Source organism: Nostoc sp. (genome assembly GCF_036917235.1).
Lineage (GTDB): Bacteria > Cyanobacteriota > Cyanobacteriia > Cyanobacteriales > Nostocaceae > Nostoc.
On sequence record NZ_JBALDU010000009.1, the window covers coordinates 40,874 to 60,354 of the forward strand.

Genomic DNA, 19,481 nt, shown 5'->3' on the forward strand with positions numbered 1-19,481 from the left:
CTTATTTTCGGTTGGCAATTGGCTCGTTTAAAAGAGCCGTAAACACATCTTGAGTAATTGATTCTGCAAGGAGCATGAGGAACGCGGCATGAACCAGGCTAACAACGTACTCGAAAGCATATATCAGCCTGACCTAGAAATAATGAATCAGCCTGAGCTCGAGTTAGAAGAACTCTTAATAGACGATGAAGAGGACTTGCTGATCGTAGATGAAGGTGACGAGGAATTTTTAGAGCCTCAGTCTGATGAGGACGACGCAAAGTCTGGAAAAGCCGCTAAATCGCGTCGTCGGACACAAAGCAAGAAAAAGCACTATACCGAAGATTCAATTCGGCTTTACTTGCAAGAAATTGGTAGAATTCGTCTGTTGCGGGCAGACGAAGAAATTGAATTGGCGCGGAAAATAGCCGATTTGCTGGAATTAGAGAGAGTCCGCGAAAGACTCTGCGAGCAATTAGATCGCGATCCTCGAGATAGTGAATGGGCAGAAGCAGTACAACTGCCACTACCAGCCTTTCGTTATCGCCTCCATGTTGGTCGTCGGGCGAAAGACAAGATGGTGCAATCTAACCTCCGTCTTGTAGTTTCAATTGCTAAGAAATACATGAATCGTGGTTTGTCGTTCCAGGACTTAATTCAGGAAGGCAGTCTCGGTTTGATTCGTGCCGCTGAAAAGTTTGACCACGAAAAAGGTTATAAGTTTTCTACATACGCTACATGGTGGATTCGTCAAGCAATTACCCGTGCGATCGCAGATCAATCCCGCACAATTCGTCTTCCAGTTCACCTTTACGAAACCATTTCTCGGATTAAGAAAACTACCAAGTTACTATCTCAAGAAATGGGTCGCAAACCCACTGAAGAAGAAATCGCTACTCGAATGGAAATGACCATTGAGAAGTTGCGGTTCATTGCGAAATCTGCCCAGTTACCTATCTCATTAGAAACGCCTATTGGTAAAGAAGAAGATTCTCGATTGGGCGATTTTATTGAATCCGATGGTGAGACACCAGAAGACCAAGTTTCCAAAAATCTTCTGCGCGAAGACCTTGAAAAAGTCCTCGACAGTCTCAGTCCACGCGAACGTGATGTTCTTAGACTGCGTTACGGCTTGGATGATGGTCGGATGAAAACCCTTGAGGAAATCGGACAGATTTTCAACGTCACCCGCGAACGGATTCGTCAAATTGAGGCGAAAGCACTCCGCAAATTACGCCATCCAAATCGCAACAGCGTTCTCAAGGAATATATTCGGTAGTCAATTAGTCAATAGTCATTGGTCATTATCCTTAAACAAATGACTAAGGACAAATGACAAATGACAAAAAAATAAAAAACCTGGTAGTGAATTAGCACTCCAGGTTTTTTTATTTATAGGTCATCTTTGATATTAAAACTTATAGGATACCCCAAAAATGTAGGAAGCCTTGACCAGAGAAAACCTCAACCAAAACCGCTGCTGAAAAGCCAATCATTGCCAAGCGACCATTCCAAACTTCTGCTTGTGGGGTAAAGCCCCAGCGCCAAGCGTTGCGATCTTCAATTAAAGGAGTAGTGACTTTTGTTGTGCTTGCATTTGTCATGGTTAGGACTCCAAACTTAATTTTTAAGGTTTATTGCCTTATGTAAACTAATATAACAAATATTTTTAGAAAAGCAACATTTTTTATACTTTTGTTTCTAGACATTGACATAAATAGAAATATCTATTTATACAAATTAAAACATCAGTCTTCAGTGAGATTTACTGAGACAAAAGAAATGTTATCTATATTTTTACTTTATAAACAATATAATCTTATTGAAATTAATTATCAAGTAATTGATTTATATTGCTTGAGTGTAAATATATTTTGGATTTTAAAATAAAAAATTATTGATAATTAAACTCAGTAGTAGACAATTTCCATTTCTTTTGAAGTCGAGACAAAACCAAGCTTCTCATAGATACGTTTACCATTCTCAGTGGTGTGAAGCCAGAGGCGTTTTGCCTCAGTTGCTCTCACAAAGCTGATAATTTCCTTTAACAATGCTGTAGCAATTCCTTGTCCTCGCCACACCGGAATTGTATAAACGTTCATAACGTAGGCTTCTAAGCCGGAGAAATTCCCGTTGTAAGGGGGTCGTTGAAAAAATACCAAGCCGCTAGTGGCAACAATTTGGTTATCCACTTCAGCTACCCAAGCTAAAAACTCACCCGACGGCATTTTTTCGCCAAGATATTTTCGAGTCGCTTCTGCTAGGTTTGTGGTGTCAGAATTACCTTTAATCTCGCCAGCCTCCCGCAGGAGTTCGAGACGCAGTTGGGTTAGCGCCTCTAAATCCTGCAAGTTGGCTTGTCCTAAGTTAAACATCACCTTGATTTACGATCGCACTTCAGCTACAGTAATGATTTTTTCATCGCGGCTGAGTTGGATAATGCTTTCACCTTTCACATCTTTACCTAAGAGCGGCACTGTTTCCACAGGGATTCGCACTACCCGCTCCTTATTCGTTACTAAAGCCACTTCGCCAGATGCGTTGGCGTAGCCCGCCGTTCGCGTAGCGTCTCGTAGAGAAGGCATCGCCATCACCATACCAGCTAAATTGTCAGTTTTGCTAGCAAATTTCAGCGCTTGCGTACCTAAATCGCCGCGATTAGCCGCTCTTAACTGACTCGCAGCCATCCGCTTGGCATATCCTTCTTGAGTAACTAGCAGCAGTTGGTCATCTTTACCGACTGTGACACAGCCAACCATTTGCTGATTTTTCAATAACCGAAATGCTTGTAAACCCATTGCTGCGCGACCCATGACCGGTAATTGTTCATCATTGACTGCAAAGCGCAACATTCGTCCACCGGAACTAGCTAAAATCAGATGCGCCCCTGGAGCGGTGAATTGGGTAAATGACAATTCATCATCATCTTTGAGCTTCAAAATCGTGATGCCGCGCCGAGTCAGGTTAGCAAATTCTTCCAGAGACAGACGCTTAATTCTTCCCTGTTTTGTTAAGAGAATCATCTGCCTAGTTTCGAGATTTTCCGGCAGCAAAAAGCGGCTGACCACACCTTCTTGAGCGCCTTGAGCAGTATTACTGAGCATAGTAATCAAAGGTTTTCCCCGTGGAGAACGTCCAGTAGTTGGGGGAATCTCTCCTACATTCACCGGATAGACTTTGCCGCCACCAGTTAGTATTAGCAAGTCTTTCCCTGTGTCGGTCAACACAGTTTGGATAATAAAGTCATTATCGTGTAGACCATTTTCAGCTTTTGACTTTCTCCCAGATGGCTGAGTGCGGCGGACATAACCCCGTTGGGTAAATTCTAAAATCGCTTCTTCTACTGGTTCCGAAGATTTAAATTCCTCCTCCTCTGCGCCTCTGCTCCTCTGCCCCTCTGCCCCTCTGCCCTTCTGCTCCTCTGCCCTAGACTTCTGCTCCTCTCCAATTTTTGTCCGCCGGGGATCGTTGTACTTGCGCTTGAGCGATCGCAAATCTTTTTTCAGCGCCTTCAATAATTCGCGGCGATCGTTGAGTAATTGCTCCAACAAACTAATTTGTTCGCTGATCTGCTCAAATTCCTGCTGCAAATTTTGCTGTTCTAAACTAGTGAGGCGGCGCAACGGCATCGCTAGAATTGCATCTCCTTGTACCTCACTCAAATCCAGTTGGCTACAAAGATTAATTTTTGCCGTACTGCCATCGGGAGCTTGGCGCAAAATTTGAATTACCTCATCCAAATTAGACAGCGCTTTCAGCAAACCTTCTACCAAATGCACGCGACTTTGAGCCTTACCCAACTCGTAATTGTAGCGACGGTTCAGCGTCTCTTCCCGGAATTTCAAAAACTCCTGCAACAGTTGACGTAAACTTAATTGGCGGGGTTGTCCATCTACGATTGCGAGGAGAATGGCCCCAAAAGTCATTTGTAAAGCAGTTTGGTGATACAAATGCTGGAGAATTTCTTGGGGATTGGTATCGCGTTTGAGTTCAATTACCACCCGCATCCCTTCGCGATCGCTTTCATCCCGAAGATCGGAAATTCCTTGCAAACGACCTTGATTTACTAAGTCCGCTACCTTCTCAATCCAGGCAGCTTTATTCACTTGATAAGGCAATTCTGTAATAATAATTGCCGTCCGTCGCTTGCTTCCCCTCGCGGCTGGAATTTCCTCTAGAGCCGCGACTCCCCGCAGCAGAATTCCACCTTTACCTGTGGTATATGCTTCCCGAATTCCCGCTTCACCAACTATTTCCCCACCAGTGGGAAAATCTGGCCCTGGAATTAGCTCAAATAATTTTTCATCTGGCAACTCTGGATTGTCGATTAAGGCAATTAACCCATCGACAATTTCCCCCAAGTTGTGCGGTGGAACATTTGTCGCCATTCCCACAGCAATACCAGAACAGCCATTGAGTAACAGAAACGGCAACTGAGCAGGTAACACCGTTGGTTCTTGCTGGGAATTATCAAAGTTCCCGACAAATTCCACAGTTTCTTCACCAATTTCTGTCAGCATTCCCTCATGGCTGATCGGTGCGAGGCGCGTTTCTGTGTAGCGCATCGCTGCTGGCGGGTCATTATCGACACTGCCAAAGTTACCGTGTCCTGCTAGCAAAGGATAGCGGCTAGAAAAATCCTGCACCAGCCTGACTAAAGCATCGTAAACTGATTGGTCGCCGTGGGGATGGTATTTACCCAACACATCACCCACTACACGGGCACATTTTCGATAGGGTCTATCTGGTACTAAACCGAGTTCGTGCATTGCATACAAAATTCGCCGATGCACTGGTTTTAAGCCATCACGCACGTCTGGTAGCGCTCGCCCGACAATCACGCTCATGGCATATTCTAGATAAGACCGTTGCATCTCGGTGTGCAGGGCTGTTGGAATTACCTGTCCCGTTGAGAGAAGGTTTAACTGTTTTGCCATGAGTTTTTTCCCTGAAATTTAACTACACAAAAGCCGATGGAACTCAACACTGCGGCAACCACAGCATAACGGATGAAATGAGATTCATAACAAAATTTTGATAGTCACAGAAGAAAAAGCAGTAGTATCATCCTTGATGACGAAGATGCAGACTATTAAAAGGGACTGCGGACTGCGGACTGGGGACTAGGGATTAGGGATTGGGTAATCAGCGGAAAAATTATGGAATTTGTTCTGATCCCTCTCAAATTTTGGAATGTTTTCCTAGTTCCCAGTACCCAGTCCCAGAGCGGCGTTTCTCCCGCCCCTAACATAAAGGTATAGCAGGAGACTCATCGCCGTAACCAGTTAAAAAGGATGCACACGAGTATAATCTACATAAACTTAGTAGCTATGATACTTACCATGATTGCATTTCTTAATTTTGTATTCTGGAATTCTTGAATCTCCTCACCTCTATAACTAAAATTCTCATGAAAACTGTTTTAATTGTTGAAGACGATCTAATTAATGCTCGTGTTTTTTCCAAAATTTTGTCCAAGCGTGGTGGCTTGGGTGTAAAACACACTGAAAATGTCGAAGAAGTCATCAAAATTGCCCAATCAGGAGAAGCCGACCTGATTTTGATGGATGTTTCTCTCTCCAGAAGTGTTTACCAAGGCAAGTCGGTTGATGGAATCAAGATTACACAAATGTTAAAATCCGATCCAAAAACAGCAAACTTACCTGTGATTCTGGTGACAGCACATGCGATGGAAGGCGATCGCGAGAACTTTCTCAAGCAAAGCGGTGCTGATGGCTACATTTCTAAGCCAGTTGTTGACCATCAACAGTTCGTTGACCAAATCATCGCACTTCTACCCACAGACGAACACTGAGAATTAAAGACTTATTTCAGCAATATTCGCCCGCAAATGTTTTTGGGCGATTAGTTCCTGTATTTATCTAGTATAGATGTACTACGAAAAGGTACTATTAGGCAAGTGGTAAGGAGGAGTGCTGAGTAATGAGTGCTGAGTAATGAGTGCTGAGTAATGAGTTTAGAGTTAGAAGTTTGGAATTAACAGTTAAATATTTGAACTCGTAAACTCCTCACTCATTACTCATTACTCATTACTCATTACTCAAAACTACCTATTGAGTAGGCTGTTTTCTAGGCGTAGGCGCTGATGATGAGTTTGCTGGTTGCTGTATAGCTGCTTGAATACGGGGTAATTCTAGGAATTTTTTCGTATCAGACAGTAGACGATCGCCCCAGAGATTTTCTTTGAGGAAATTTAAATTAGCATAGCGCGAATCGATACGGAGTGCAGCTTCTCCCAAGGTTAGTCCTTGTTGACGATCGCCTTTAGTATACAGTGCCACTGCTAAGGCCAATAAAGGTTCTGCGGCTTGTTTATCAAGGGTTACAGCAGATTGCCATCGCTTAATCGCTTCGGGGATATTACCCTGCTCGTAGTTGATTAAGCCAATGTTATTAAGCGCCGGCCAGAATTTTTTATCTTGGGAGACAGCTTTATCGTATTGGGCGATCGCATCTGGTAATCGACCCAGCAAATAGTAAGCATTACCCAAATCAAATAAACCCTCTGGATCGTTGGGTTTTAACTTCAAACCATCTTGATAATTGACAACAGCAGCCTGGTAATTTTTCTGCTGAAAATTCGCTGAACCTAAAGCAAAGAGAATATCACCATTTTTAGGGTTGAGAGATTGCGCTTTTTTTAGACTAGCGATCGCCCCGTCAAACTCTTTCGTTTGCAGTTGCAATCCACCTAACAGCAACCACACTTTATCATTCCCCGGAGCCAGTTGACTAGCCAGCCGCGCTCGTGGCAAAGCTAAGTCAACCTGTTGAAACTGAGCTAGTTGAGCCGCCTCTTGTGCCAAGCTCAACCCCTGCTTTTCTAACTTCGTCGCATCTAGTTGCAGTGTATGGGGTATTAATGCCTGCGCGTTAGCGGCTTTTGGCATACTCCATAAACTACAGACCATTAAAAGAGAAATCAAACGAACATGTTTAGGCACACTACCGCCTTTAAGCCACTAATCAAAGAATCTTTCAGCTAGCTTAAACGATCTGCGCTCTTGACGGTAGCAAAATCTTAGCAATCTTGGGGAAAGGGATGCGGGGAGTAGAGAAGCAGAGGGAGTGAAGAAGGGAATAGGGTAGAGGTTACAGGGTACAGATTATTCCCTATTACCTATCACCTGTCATCAAAAACTTGGGTCTGTTCGCGAAGCGTCTCCAAGAGTTGCCCCGTCCTTTGAGGACGGCTTTTTATCATCGGTGAACCAAATTTGCAGGAGTAATGAGTAATGAGTGGATCAGAAATAGGTCATTTACTCATTACTCATTACTCATTACTTATTACTTATTACCCCAGAATCCCTACCCTTCAAAGCTGGGGAGTATGTTGTCACCTATCACCTGTCACCTGTCACCTCTACTTTAATCCCAATGTCCAATGCATAATGCTCATAAAAAAAATTGATGACTTTGGTCATACATCAGTCTGGAATTACTAATGACTTTGGTCATACATCAGTCTGGACGTTTTGAACGATAATTATTATGTATGAATTTATACGATGAGGTAAATATTAAACATCTTAATGCCAAAACAAAAACAACTGTCTAAAGATTGCTGAATTCAAACTTCAGCAATCTAGAACTTTAATACAAATAAGGAGTCAATTTCATGTTGAAACCAAACCGTATATCGATAGTCTTAGCTGCTGCTGCCCTGATAATTGTTCCTACACTCTTGACTGCACCTGCAAGTGCCCAGACGAAAGTCTACGTTGGTGGCGATCGCGATCAAAATTGGAACCGCGACGGCAGATCCAATTCTAGAGAAGTCAGAAATAGAGACAGGGATAATAATTGGAACCGCGACGGCAGATCCAATTCTAGAGAAGTCAGAAATAGAGACAGGGATAATAATTGGAACCGTGATGGCAGACCCAATTCTGTAGAAGTCAGAAACCCCAGAGATCGGGATAATTGGAACCGTGACAACCAATTTAATGGCAGAGTAGTCAGACTTGGTAATGGTGATATCAGATATCCCAATGGGCAAATTATACCCTCTAGATCCATAGTCAGACTGCGCGATCAAGGTTATTTCAGACTTCCTAACGGGGATATTCTGCTTCCCAATCAGGAAATTGTTCCTGCTGGGAGATTAGTCAGAGTGCGTGATGATTACTTCAGACTTCCTAGTGGATTGGTACTGCAAATAAACCTTTAAAACCCTAAAAGCTCAAATCATTGTCAGTATTAGGCTACTAGGCTATAGTTTTAGCCGTGAATAAATAGCTCAGTAGCCGTTCCTTATAGACAAAATGGATATGAAAATTGATACACCAAATACCGTAGATTCATCATCATCAGTTTTAGTTCCAGAGGTAAAGAAAAAAAAGGGCAGACGTAATTGGCTCTCTTGGCTAATTGCTCTTTGCTTTTTAGGTGGAATTGGCTATGCCGTTTATTACCAAGTAACGGTTGCTCCCCGTCAACAAGCCAGCCGCCGGGTGCTGACAAGACCTGTACAAAGGCAGAGTTTAACAATTACAGTTTCAGCGAACGGAACGGTGAAGCCTGAGCGGTCAATCAACCTCAGCCCGAAAAATTCCGGCATCTTGAAAAGGCTGCTAGCGAAAGAAGGAGATATCGTCAAACAAGGACAGATTGTCGCTTACATGGATGATTCCAACCTTCGGGGGCAACTTACCTCTGCTCAAGGACAATTGGCACAAGCCGAGGCGAATTTGCAAAAAGCGATCGCAGGTAATCGTCCTCAAGATATTGCCCAATCACAGGGAGCATTAGACGAAGCCGAGGCGAATTTGCAAAAGGTACAAACAGGGAATCGCTCTCAAGATATTGGCCAAGCACAGGCACGTTTGCAAAGCGCTCAAGCTGCCCTTCGCCAAGCAGAAGATGATTTTGTTCGCAATCAGCAACTTTACAATGCAGGCGGTATTTCCCTTCAGACTCTTAACCAAAACCGTTCCAATCGTGACAGCGCCCAAGCTAATGTCAATGAAGCACAGCAAGCACTGGCGTTGCAAAAAGCCGGGTCACGTCCAGAAGATGTTGAGCAAGCACGAGCTGTGGTGAAGCAGAGACAGCAAGCTTTGGCACTCCTGAAAGCTGGAACGCGCCAAGAAGATATTAACGCAGCCCGCGCCCAGGTAACATCGGCTCGTGGTTCGCTGCAAAACATCCAAGCCGAAATCAATGACACGATTATTCGTGCACCCTTTGATGGTGTGGTGACAAAGAAGTTTGCCGATCCAGGCGCTTTCGTGACACCCACAACTGCTAGTAGTGAAGTAGCTTCTTCTTCTTCTTCTTCAATCTTGTCTCTAGCTTCAACAAATGAAGTTGTCGCCAATTTAGCGGAAACAAATATTTCCAAAATCAGCCTTGGTCAAAAAGTCTCGATTAAAGCAGATGCCTACCCAGGAAAAACCTTTGAAGGTAAAGTCAGCCAAATTGCTGCCCAAGCAATAGTGGAGCAAAACGTCACCAGTTTTGAAGTGAGAGTATCACTCTCAGATCCTCAAAGACTGCTGCGGTCTGGGATGAATGCGGAAGTAGATTTTCAAGTCGGTCAAGTTCAAAATGTTCTAGTAGTGCCAACAGCCTCAGTGGTACGCCAAGAAAATGCCACAGGCGTGTTTGTGGCAGGAAAGAATAATAAACCTGTGTTCACTCGCATTGAGACTGGCGTTAGTGCAAATAACTTTACCGAAGTTAAGTCTGGATTGACAGGAGACGAAAGGGTATTGCTCAGTTTCCCACCAGGATCGCGTCCGCAATCAACACCAAGAGGAGGAGTTTTCCCAGGTCTAGGTGGAGGCGGAGGAGCCGGCGGAGGAGGCGGAAGAGGAGCAGGTGGCGGCGGAGGTCGTTCAGGCGGCAGTTCTGGCGGTGGTGGTCGTTCTCAAGGCGGTGGTTCCCCTTAAAGTTAGTTTTAAATAGAAACATTATGTTTAAGATATTTAAGGGCTTTTACAAAGCTAAGAATACCCGCACAGTGCCATTGCTGGAAATTTTGACAATGGCGGCAGAGACTCTGTGGAGTAACAAATTACGCACAGGTCTAACTATGTTGGGCGTGATTATTGGGATTTCTTCAGTTATTGCCATTACTTCTGTTGGTCAGGGAGTACAAAAGGGAGTTGAGCAACAGATACAAGCATTGGGTACAGATGTGATCCAAATCTTAGCTGGTGCGGCAAGAAGCGGGAATGTTCGTCAAGGAGTAGGTTCTAGCAGTACCTTGACTTGGGAAGATGCAAAGGCGATCGCTACACAAGCGCCATCAGCACAGATGGTTTCTGCTTATCTCCAACGGACTGCTCAAGTTGTCTATGCAGGACAGAACACCTCAACAACCATTTATGGCACTGATTTGAACTACCCAGAAGTCAGAAATACTCACCCCCAACAAGGGAGATATTTTACTCAGGAAGAACTAGATACTGCCGCACAGTTTGCCATTCTTGGCCCCACAGTCCAAAAAACACTCTTTGCACAGGGTGCTAATGTCATCGGCGAGAAAATTCGTGTTCAGGGAGAGGCTTATGAAGTAATTGGGGTGATGGAACCTAAAGGCGCTCAAGGGCCGATGGATCGAGATGACCAGATTTTTATTCCTCTAACTACTATGTCAAAGAGACTGGTTGGTAACAATGCCCTGGTAGGCGTTTCTGTAAATGGAATTTTGGTCAAAGGCGCTAATCAGGAGGAATTAGAAGCTGCTCAGTTTCAAGTTACCAATCTCTTACGTCTGCGTCATAACATTTATCCGCCACAAGCTGATGATTTTCGGTTGACTAATCAAGCTGATATTGTTAGTACCTTTACTAGTATTGTGGGTTTATTTACAGTAATGGTGGTAGCGATCGCTGGAATTTCTCTGGTCGTTGGTGGCATTGGTATTGCTAACATTATGCTAGTTTCCGTGGTTGAGCGGACACGAGAAATCGGAATTCGCAAAGCCGTAGGAGCAACTAATTCGGCAATCCTCAATCAATTTTTAGCCGAAGCGATCGTGATTTCCATTGTTGGCGGATGTATTGGCATGGCGACTGGCATTTTATTAGCCTTTATCGCTGCAAACAGTTTCAAATTTCCCTTTGTAATTTCTTTCTGGTCGATCGTTGCTGGCTTTGCACTCTCGTTAACTGTTGGCTTAATCGCTGGGGTAATTCCAGCACGGAATGCATCTAAATTAGATCCAATCAATGCTTTAAGAAGCGACTAAGCTTAAGAGTGCTGAGTAATGAGTAATGAGTAATGAGTAATGAGTAATGAGTAAAAACCCAGTTTTTTCAAGCCTTTGAGCAATTAACACTGTCCTAACCGATAGGACTCATATTTGATTTTTGAACAAAACTCAGTACACCTTTATTCCTTCTTCCCAGTCGCCAGTCGCCAGTCCCTTACCTCTACGAGTGATTCAGAAATCAAATCGGATTGCTATATGTGACTACGGCTATAAATGAACTCTCACTACTCATTACTCATTACCCATTACTCATTACTCATTACTCATTACCCATTACTCAATTTATGCCAACAATGATTTGGATGGAATCCATTACTAAAACTTACTACTTGGGAGAAGTTAGTGTTCCCATACTCAAGGGAATTGAACTCTCTATTGAGGAAGGGGAATACGTCTCAATTATGGGTGCGTCAGGTTCGGGTAAATCTACGCTGATGAATATTTTGGGATGTCTGGATCGTCCCACAACTGGAGACTATATTTTTGAAGGCAGAAACCTGACGACTTTTGATGATGATGAATTAGCCTATATCCGCAACCAAAGGATAGGTTTTGTGTTCCAACAATTTAACCTATTAGCGCGGGCGACAGCGTTGGAAAACGTCATGTTGCCAATGGTTTACGCTAACTTACCCAAGCCAAAGCGCCGGGAAAGGGCATTAGAAGCTTTAGAAAAGGTAGGACTAGGGGGGCGTATAGCTAACCGTCCTAGTCAACTCTCTGGCGGACAACAACAACGGGTAGCGATCGCTCGTGCTTTGGTCAACCGACCTGCATTAGTTTTGGCAGATGAGCCAACAGGAGCTTTAGATACTGAAACTTCCCATGAGGTAATGAATTTACTGACTGAACTTAATAACCAAGGGATCACGATTGTGATTGTCACTCATGAACCTGATATTGCTGCTCAAACCCAAAGGATTATCCGAGTTCAGGATGGTTTGATTGTCGGCTAATTTGTTAATTTGTTAAGATCAACCCTTGGAGGAAGAATTTAAGATTTAAATCTCTGTAGGTCAATCAGGATGAAAACTTTTGATTATATCCTCAAAAGAACCTAATTAATTACTATATCTAGATTATGAATTTCAGCTTATTATTCGTGCATTTTACCTGGGTTACTGTCGCATTCGCGATTCTTCTTCCAAATGCAGCAAATGCAGCAACTCCGCCAAAAGCACAGAATTCTTCAAGCTCTGTACAAGTTCCCAATCGCCTCAACCCCAATCCCAATCCTCTGCAATTTCCGACTAAACCGGAGGAAGTAAGGATTCAGGGAACTGTGCCAATCAGTTTGGCACAAGCTTTAGAACTCGCAAAACGCAACAATCGAGACTTACAAGTAGCTATATTACAGCTAGAACGCAGTCGCTCGGCGCTACGCGAGTCTCAAGCTGCCTTATTTCCTACTCTTGGTATTAACACTAGTGTGACTAATAGTGGTAATGGTTTTAGTAACAGTTCATCTCAAAGCAGCACCTCTTTCAATGGTTCAGCACAACTGAATTATAATCTCTATACTTCTGGGAACACACTAGCGACTATCCGAGCCGCAGAAGAACAGCTACGAATAGATCAATTGAATGTTGAAAGTCAGTCTTTGACAATAAGCTTGAATGCCACTACTCAATACTACGATTTGCAACAAGCAGATGAACAAGTCAGAATTAATCGGTCTGCTGTGCAAAATGCCCAGGCTAGTTTGCGGGATACTCAAGCTAGAGAACAGGCTGGAGTGGGTACGCGGTTCGATGTGCTGCAAGCTCAGGTGAATTTAGCAAATGCCCAACAACTACTTACTAATGCGATCTCACAGCAGCAAATTGCCCGTCGTCAGCTTGCCACGTTGTTAAGTTTGTCGCAGTCAGTTGATATCAGTGCCTCTGATCCCGTACAATTAGCGGGTCTTTGGCAGCAGACGGTAGAACAAAGTATTGTCCAAGCGTTTCAAAATCGTCCAGAGTTGCAACAGTATTTGGGACAACGTAATATTTACGAGCAACAGCGACGGCAGGCACTTTCGCAGCTAGGGCCACAAGTTAGTTTGGCAGGAAACTACAATCTGCTAGATCGGTATAACGATGGCGCGAGCATTACTGATGGCTATTCAGTGGGACTTCAAGGAAATCTAACGGTGTTTGATGGGGGAGTAGCAAGAGCAAGGGCGGCTCAGTCGAGAGCTAATATTGCGATCGCAGAGACTCAATTTGCTAACCAGCGCGACCTAATTCGCTTTGATGTAGAACAGTACTATGCTCAATTGCAATCCAATTTAAATAATGTGCAGACTTCTAGTGTGGCCTTAAATCAAGCAAGAGAAGCTCTGAATTTAGCAAGATTGAGGTTCCAAGCTGGTGTGGGCACTCAAACAGAGGTAATTGATGCTGAAAATGACCTGACAAGAGCAGAAGGTAATCGCGTCGCAGCTATTTTGGATTACAATCGCGCTCTAGCTAATTTACAAAGATCGGTAACATCCAGAGCTTCGCGCTAAGACCAAATCATTAGATATCTGGTGAAATTAAATATGCGTTATCCAGAACCCTAGTAGAGACGTAGCACTGCTATGTCTCTACATTCTTTTTTACTGCAATCTCTATCAAATTAATCTATAGTTGATTGCTCAAAGCTTTGAAGCAACTGGGTTTATACTCACTACTCACTACTCTTATGGCACAGTAATTACTGCTACTGGACAATGGGCTTTGCTCAGAATTGCATCGACTCTATGACCGAAGAAAACGCGACCCGTAACCATGCGGATATTACTCCCTAGAATAATTAGGTCAACTTCCTGGGTTTTGGCAAACTTGAGGATTTCCCTTTCTGGGCTGGTTCCTTGAAGAATATAGGTTTTGACATCAGCACCCAGATTACGGCTAATTGCTGCTTGCTGTTCGAGCATATCGTGGGCAATTTCCTTGACCGGAGCTAGCGATCGCTGTTCGTAAAGAATATACTCAACCTGTGGCAAATTAATCACGTTAACGATCATCACTAATGCCCCGGTTTGAGCTGCGATCGTACTTGCCATTTCTACAGCATTTTTACTATATTCTGTCCCTACCGTTGGCACCAAAATCTTTTTCAGCTGTTGTTGAGGGATTTTGCATATCTCGTCTTTCGATTGGGGTAGATGCGACTTCACCACCATCGTTGCACAAGGCGCTTCTTGGACAACCCGATCGACAAGCAAATTAAACAATGCTTTCTGGGGGCGGATCTGTTCCGAAGCTCCCAGTACAATCAAGTCATAGTTTTTGTTTGCTTCATTCAAAATTACCTCCGCTTTATTACGCCCCGACTCCGTTTTTGTTTGCAAGGTGGTATCAGCAGGTAGCTGCATTTCCTCAGTGACAGCAGCCAGAGCTTGCTCGGCAGCGCTATCTTTAACCTGGATTGCTTCCATCCGGCGGGCTTTGCTTCGAGGTTGCTTATCACTCAGGGCATATAGAGATGTAACTTCTATGGAGTTTTGGTGAGCCATGTAACCGACTAGTTGCGCCGCGAGTTGGATGTTTGGACCACCGCTAGTAGGTATTAAGATACGGTGAATCTGCTTGATAAAACTGCGGCTATCCTGTTCTTCTTGTTCCAAACGTCGAGCTTCCTCTTCACCCATAACCACTTTTGATAAAGTCCATCGCAGTAGGGGTGGAGCCATTAGAGAAGTGACGATCGCTACCATGACAATAATCGAATACATCTGGGGATTCAGCACTCCCAAAGATAAACCAATGGTGGCAACGACAATTTCCATCGCCCCGCGAGCATTCATCCCGGAACCCATCGCCAAACCTTCCCAATGACTCAAGCCGCCCGCACGAGAACCAAGGTAAGCACCTGTAAATTTGCCAACACAAGCGACAGCGAGAACAATCAAGCCAAATATCAATGTTTGAGGGACTAACAGAGCTAGTAAATTAACTTTCAAGCCGGCTGAAGCAAAGAAAATTGGCGCTAGAAAGGCTGCTGTGAAGACTTCTAACATGTGTCCAGCTTCATTGCTAAAGCGGCGGGATTGACCTGCTAGAATCCCCATTACAAAAGCACCTAATGCCGCTTCTAGACCTAATCCGTGGGTAAGTGCTGCTGCGGAAAGCGCAAGAATCAGCACAACCGACATACTAGCGGCGATGCCGCCAACGTAGTCATCAACCCAGCGCAAAATCTGGTCTACAATGGTACGCCCAATTGTAAAAGCGATCGCTAAAAATAATATGGCCGCGCTCACAGAATGGAAAATTGTCCCCAGGTCAAATTTGCCGCTACTAGCTAAACCTGAAACCACAGAAAGTAAAATCCAGCCGATGGTGTCGTCAGTCATCCCAGCGGCTAAGGTAACTTGACCAATGTCACGGCGAATCAGGTTTAAGTCCATCAGCACCTTTGCAATCACTGGTACTGCTGAAATACTCATTGCTGTGGCGATAAATAGACTAAATACCAATCGCTTTTCTGGATCGGCTAAAAAACTATCTGGCAATAGCCACCCCAATCCAAATCCAGTGATAAACGGGATAATAATTCCGCCCAGTGAAATCAACAGAGCCGTTTTACCCTTACGCAGAATCAGCTTGAGATCCGTCTCCAACCCAGTCACAATCAGCAAAAATAACACGCCTAACCAAGAAATCACCGAAAGTAAATTAGACTGTTCTTGACTTTTGGGAAAGATGTGCGCCTGTAAGTCGGGAAGGAGCAAACCAAATAGAGAAGGGCCAAGCAGCACACCCGCCAGTAATTCTCCAACAACAGGCGGTAGGTTAATCCGGCGCATTAACTCACCTAATCCCCGTGCTACCAGCAGCAACAGTGACAGTTGTACTAGTACCAACAGCAGTTCATGATGACCGAGAGGTTTAATTACACCGTCACCTGCTACTTTCTGTGCAGCGAGTACAGGTACTAATATTAGGGACAGGTTTTGCATATAAGCGTCCAAAGGTTGGATTACAAATTTTTAAAGGGGCTGTTCAAGTAAATCCCGAAAATGTTTACTTGCACATCGGTCTAGGAGATTAAAATGTCATTGTCATTATTAACCGCAAGATTATCATCTGCGATCGCCCGAAGCTGTCAGTTCAGGAACAAAGCTTTGCTCATCAACTTATTTTCGAGCGCGAACAAACAACTTTGTAGTATCTTCCCAAATACCTCGATCGGTTCCTAGTTTCTCAATTTCAGCTTGGTACTCAACTTGCAACTGATTTAATTGTTCTGGTGATAATGTTGACAACAGATAATTATCGAGATCAGTCATAACCAAATGTCAAAATTTATCCACTTTATAGTACCTCTTGTTGCGATCTTGAGTTGTTCGTTGCTGAACCCAACCCTGACAGCACAAGCCGCGTCTTCATCTAGCACTGTTTACGAACAACGGATAATCCACAGTCCAGATGGTATCGGCAAATATTACATGGGGCGCGAAATTGCCCAAGTTATGGGATACACTGGCGCTGGCTGGCTAGAACGTCCCAGCCGAGAGCGAGAAGAACAGCCAAGTAAAGTAGTCAGCCTCCTCAACCTGAAACCTAATGATGTGGTGGCGGATATTGGCGCTGGTACAGGTTACTTAAGCTTTCGCATCGCGCCGTTATTAACAGCAGGTAAGGTGTTGGCTGTAGATGTTCAACCAGAAATGTTAGAAATCATTGAGTTATTCAAAAAAGAGAAAAATATCACCAATGTTGAGCCTGTTTTGGCAACCCTTAGTGACCCCAACTTATTATCTGAAAGTATCGATTTGGCATTGATGGTAGATGCTTATCATGAACTTGAGTATCCCCAAGAAGTGATGCAAGGAATTGTCAAAGCACTTAAACCAGGTGGGAAGGTGGTGCTGGTTGAGTACCGGGGCGAAAATCCTTTTATTATGATTAAACGTCTGCACAAGATGACTCAAAAGCAAGTCCGTAAAGAAATGCAAGTTGTTGGTTTGATTTGGCGGGAAACTAAAAACTCGTTACCTCAACAGCATTTAATGGTGTTTGAGAAACCCGATCGGGCTTAGGCGGTACATTACAGGAAAAATTCAAATATTTGTGCAGCAGTTGTCTAGTCAGAATTCAGTCGTCAGAATTCAGGAATCAGAATAGTTACAGAATCAGAGAAATATTTGATGATTATTTTGGCATCAGTCTATTTTTTGGGGAATGAGACTGGCGCTTTTGGTTACACTATCCCAAACAATCCAGTTAAGAGAATTATCTAAATCATCGGGGCTATTTGAAACTTTGAAATATAGCTTTTCTTCACGTTTTCTTTCAATGGCAAAGTCGGCGTTTTGAGCATAAGCGACTATAAAACCTTTGTCTCGTAAACAATACATTGCCCAGGCTTTCAATGATTGCTTGTATGGTTCGTGTGGAATTGGCGGTTTTGCGATCGTGTCTTCAATTACTTTAAATATTTCCGTGAGTTTCGCGGCCATAGTAAATTAAGTAGGGTTTTTAAGAGCCAGGGCAAAGGTCATTGCCGCTATACATAAAGAAAAGATTGAGGTTTTTAAACTCACAGAGGTGGGTTTTAGTGTAGATCCGGTTTCTAAGTGTCGATTTAACTGTGCATCTCTAATGTGTGTTCTATCCATTTGAGTATTTTCAAATGTTATTATCCCCAAATTTTTGTCAGATTGAGTACAAAACCAGGTAAAACACTTTCTCCAGAAATAGTTTGAGGTGATTTTAAAACTTCCACATTTTGTCCAGGACGATAAATTTCTACTTCCTGTTTTTTTCGATTTATTAGCCAACCTAAACGACAACCATTTGACATATACTCATACATTTTTTCTTGAACTTTTTTCAAAGTGTCAGATGGCGACATTATTTCAATTACAAAATCAGGACATAAAGGAATAAATTTTTCTCTTTGTTCTTTTGTCAAACTGTCCCAACGAGATTTTTCAACCCAAGAAACATCAGGAGAACGATCGGCACCATTTGGTAAAGTAAATCCAGTGGAAAAATCAAAAACTTCGCCTAGTTGCTTTTGTTCATTCCATGATGCTAATTGCATAATTAAATTAACGTTACTTCTTCCAGTTTCTCCTCCCGTTGGTGGCATTATGATTAATTCTCCTTGGGCATTGCGTTCTAGTTGTAAATCGGGATTTTCTTCACACAGCTGATAAAACTGATCTCTTGTCAGTTTAAGAATTGAATTAAGATTTAATGTCAGTGCTGTCATAGAAGTGTTTCCCTTTCTTACTGACAAATAATTATTCAATGGACATCTGGATCGCAGCGAATTTCAATCATAAAGCCATCTGGATCGTAGAAATACACACCTCTGCCAGTAGGGCGAGTGACTGGGCCATGTGCGATCGCTATTTTATTTTCCCCGATTACTGTCACCGCGCGATCGAATAACTGCGGATCGATGTCAAAGGCTAGATGGTATGCTCTGGTGAATGTCTTCTCTGGATTGGGATCTGGTGGTAATAATTCTGGTTCCCCAAATAAATCGAGAATCGTTCCATCCGGGGTGATGAAGTTCGCTACTTTCCCAGATGCGACAAGTTCCACCAGGGTTGCGGGTACTTCGTCGCCTGTAAGTTCGTGCAAACCAAGAATTGTGCCATAAAAGTAGCGGGAAGCTTGCATATCCCGGACGTTGAGGGCAATGTGATGCACTTTACGCAGATTTCCTGGCGCAAGGACACTGTTCGCGGATTGGGTGCTAGATAGCATAGTAGAACTAAATCTCAATACTTTGATAGAAGCTGAACTTTTTACTTAAAGTTTAGTATTTATAATAAAAATCTATCATGGCATTTGATTATTCTTTAGACTTTAAAATTATTGATTTTCGCCAACATCCTGAACTATATCGTGTTGGCAAGGGTGAGCAGGGTGTACTTTTGGTTGAACCATACAAATCAGAAATCCTTCCCTACTGGCGGTTCAAAACTCCTGATATTGCTAGAGAGTCGAGTGAAAAAATCTACGAGATGTTTCTTGATTATCTAGAACAAGATGATTTTGTCGGTGCGGATATGGCACGGAAGTTTATCCAAATGGGTTATACTCGCTCTCGCCGTTATGCTAATCATAAAAGTGGCAGGAAATATAAACAAAATTCGGAAACTTCAGGTGATAAAAAAGAGATTCTTCCTTATGAAGTAGACGCAGTTAAAGCGGAATCAGCAGCAATATTTAAAGCTAAGTGGGTAGAAGCAAAGACAAATGAGAAATATCAAGAGCTTTTAGCCAAGCATAAACAGATGTATGAGAGTATCTGATTTTTGTAAATA

Annotated in this window: 18 protein-coding genes; 9 read left to right on the forward strand and 9 right to left on the reverse strand. The window is 43.3% G+C overall.

All coding sequences use genetic code 11. The features are described from left to right. Window positions 1-88 precede the first annotated feature (88 nt). A complete protein-coding gene (gene rpoD, locus V7K44_RS03135; protein WP_104904896.1) occupies window positions 89-1,258 on the forward strand; it encodes an RNA polymerase sigma factor RpoD in 1,170 nt (389 codons plus the stop codon). A gap of 139 nt (window positions 1,259-1,397) precedes the next feature. Here the strand turns inward: rpoD and V7K44_RS03140 are convergent, their stop codons facing one another. The 3 genes from V7K44_RS03140 to gyrA all read right to left on the reverse strand — a co-directional run bounded on the left by V7K44_RS03140 (window position 1,398) and on the right by gyrA (window position 4,916). After that, window positions 1,398-1,583 (reverse strand): chlorophyll a/b-binding protein, encoded by a 186-nt coding sequence (locus V7K44_RS03140; RefSeq protein ID WP_334928560.1) that lies wholly within the window; start codon window positions 1,581-1,583, stop codon window positions 1,398-1,400. A gap of 306 nt (window positions 1,584-1,889) precedes the next feature. Further along, window positions 1,890-2,354: a GNAT family N-acetyltransferase gene (locus V7K44_RS03145; protein WP_334928734.1), complete on the reverse strand. Its 465-nt coding sequence runs from the start codon at window positions 2,352-2,354 to the stop codon at window positions 1,890-1,892. A 9-nt stretch (window positions 2,355-2,363) separates the two neighbouring features. Continuing rightward, window positions 2,364-4,916, reverse strand: a complete 2,553-nt coding sequence (gene gyrA, locus V7K44_RS03150) for a DNA gyrase subunit A (RefSeq protein ID WP_334928562.1) — start codon at window positions 4,914-4,916, stop codon at window positions 2,364-2,366. Between the two features lie 473 nt (window positions 4,917-5,389). On the opposite strand from gyrA, the gene V7K44_RS03155 reads away from it, so the two are divergent. Beyond that, on the forward strand, window positions 5,390-5,794 hold the full coding sequence (locus V7K44_RS03155) for a response regulator (protein ID WP_094353192.1): 405 nt from the start codon (window positions 5,390-5,392) through the stop codon (window positions 5,792-5,794). Window positions 5,795-6,050: 256 nt separating this feature from the next. Here V7K44_RS03155 and V7K44_RS03160 read toward each other — a convergent pair whose 3' ends face one another. Next, window positions 6,051-6,944, reverse strand: a complete 894-nt coding sequence (locus tag V7K44_RS03160) for a tetratricopeptide repeat protein (RefSeq protein ID WP_334928564.1) — start codon at window positions 6,942-6,944, stop codon at window positions 6,051-6,053. Window positions 6,945-7,618: 674 nt separating this feature from the next. Here V7K44_RS03160 and V7K44_RS03165 point away from each other — a divergent pair. The 5 genes from V7K44_RS03165 (at window position 7,619) to V7K44_RS03185 (ending at window position 13,715) form a co-directional block, all read left to right on the forward strand. Then, the gene (locus V7K44_RS03165; RefSeq protein WP_334928566.1) at window positions 7,619-8,170 is read left to right on the forward strand and encodes a hypothetical protein; all 552 of its coding nucleotides are present in this window, start codon (window positions 7,619-7,621) and stop codon (window positions 8,168-8,170) included. Between the two features lie 100 nt (window positions 8,171-8,270). Further along, window positions 8,271-9,893 (forward strand): efflux RND transporter periplasmic adaptor subunit, encoded by a 1,623-nt coding sequence (locus tag V7K44_RS03170; RefSeq protein ID WP_334928568.1) that lies wholly within the window; start codon window positions 8,271-8,273, stop codon window positions 9,891-9,893. 23 nt (window positions 9,894-9,916) lie between these two features. Beyond that, window positions 9,917-11,197 carry an ABC transporter permease gene (locus tag V7K44_RS03175; RefSeq protein ID WP_442940655.1) on the forward strand — a complete coding sequence of 427 codons (1,281 nt, stop codon included), beginning with the start codon at window positions 9,917-9,919 and terminating at the stop codon, window positions 11,195-11,197. Between the two features lie 308 nt (window positions 11,198-11,505). Next, window positions 11,506-12,177 carry an ABC transporter ATP-binding protein gene (locus tag V7K44_RS03180; protein WP_334928738.1) on the forward strand — a complete coding sequence of 224 codons (672 nt, stop codon included), beginning with the start codon at window positions 11,506-11,508 and terminating at the stop codon, window positions 12,175-12,177. Window positions 12,178-12,302: 125 nt separating this feature from the next. Beyond that, on the forward strand, window positions 12,303-13,715 hold the full coding sequence (locus V7K44_RS03185; protein ID WP_334928570.1) for a TolC family protein: 1,413 nt from the start codon (window positions 12,303-12,305) through the stop codon (window positions 13,713-13,715). Window positions 13,716-13,889: 174 nt separating this feature from the next. Here the strand turns inward: V7K44_RS03185 and V7K44_RS03190 are convergent, their stop codons facing one another. Continuing rightward, window positions 13,890-16,154, reverse strand: a complete 2,265-nt coding sequence (locus V7K44_RS03190; RefSeq protein ID WP_334928571.1) for a cation:proton antiporter domain-containing protein — start codon at window positions 16,152-16,154, stop codon at window positions 13,890-13,892. 177 nt (window positions 16,155-16,331) lie between these two features. Continuing rightward, entirely contained in the window at window positions 16,332-16,484 is a 153-nt protein-coding gene (locus V7K44_RS03195; protein ID WP_334928572.1) for a hypothetical protein, read from the reverse strand. Between the two features lie 6 nt (window positions 16,485-16,490). Between V7K44_RS03195 and V7K44_RS03200 the strand changes: the two genes are divergently transcribed. Then, complete coding sequence (locus V7K44_RS03200) at window positions 16,491-17,237, forward strand: class I SAM-dependent methyltransferase (RefSeq protein WP_334928573.1); 747 nt, start codon at window positions 16,491-16,493, stop codon at window positions 17,235-17,237. A 123-nt stretch (window positions 17,238-17,360) separates the two neighbouring features. On the opposite strand, the gene V7K44_RS03205 is transcribed toward V7K44_RS03200, so the two are convergent. The 3 genes from V7K44_RS03205 to V7K44_RS03215 form a co-directional block, all read right to left on the reverse strand. Continuing rightward, a complete protein-coding gene (locus tag V7K44_RS03205; RefSeq protein ID WP_334928574.1) occupies window positions 17,361-17,657 on the reverse strand; it encodes a hypothetical protein in 297 nt (98 codons plus the stop codon). A 179-nt stretch (window positions 17,658-17,836) separates the two neighbouring features. Beyond that, the gene (locus V7K44_RS03210; protein ID WP_334928576.1) at window positions 17,837-18,415 is read right to left on the reverse strand and encodes a Uma2 family endonuclease; all 579 of its coding nucleotides are present in this window, start codon (window positions 18,413-18,415) and stop codon (window positions 17,837-17,839) included. 35 nt (window positions 18,416-18,450) lie between these two features. Beyond that, the gene (locus V7K44_RS03215) at window positions 18,451-18,918 is read right to left on the reverse strand and encodes a VOC family protein (protein ID WP_334928578.1); all 468 of its coding nucleotides are present in this window, start codon (window positions 18,916-18,918) and stop codon (window positions 18,451-18,453) included. 77 nt (window positions 18,919-18,995) lie between these two features. Here V7K44_RS03215 and V7K44_RS03220 point away from each other — a divergent pair, with 77 nt between their 5' ends. Continuing rightward, window positions 18,996-19,469, forward strand: coding sequence for a DUF4385 domain-containing protein (locus V7K44_RS03220; protein WP_334928580.1), 474 nt, complete (start codon window positions 18,996-18,998; stop codon window positions 19,467-19,469). Window positions 19,470-19,481 lie beyond the last annotated feature (12 nt).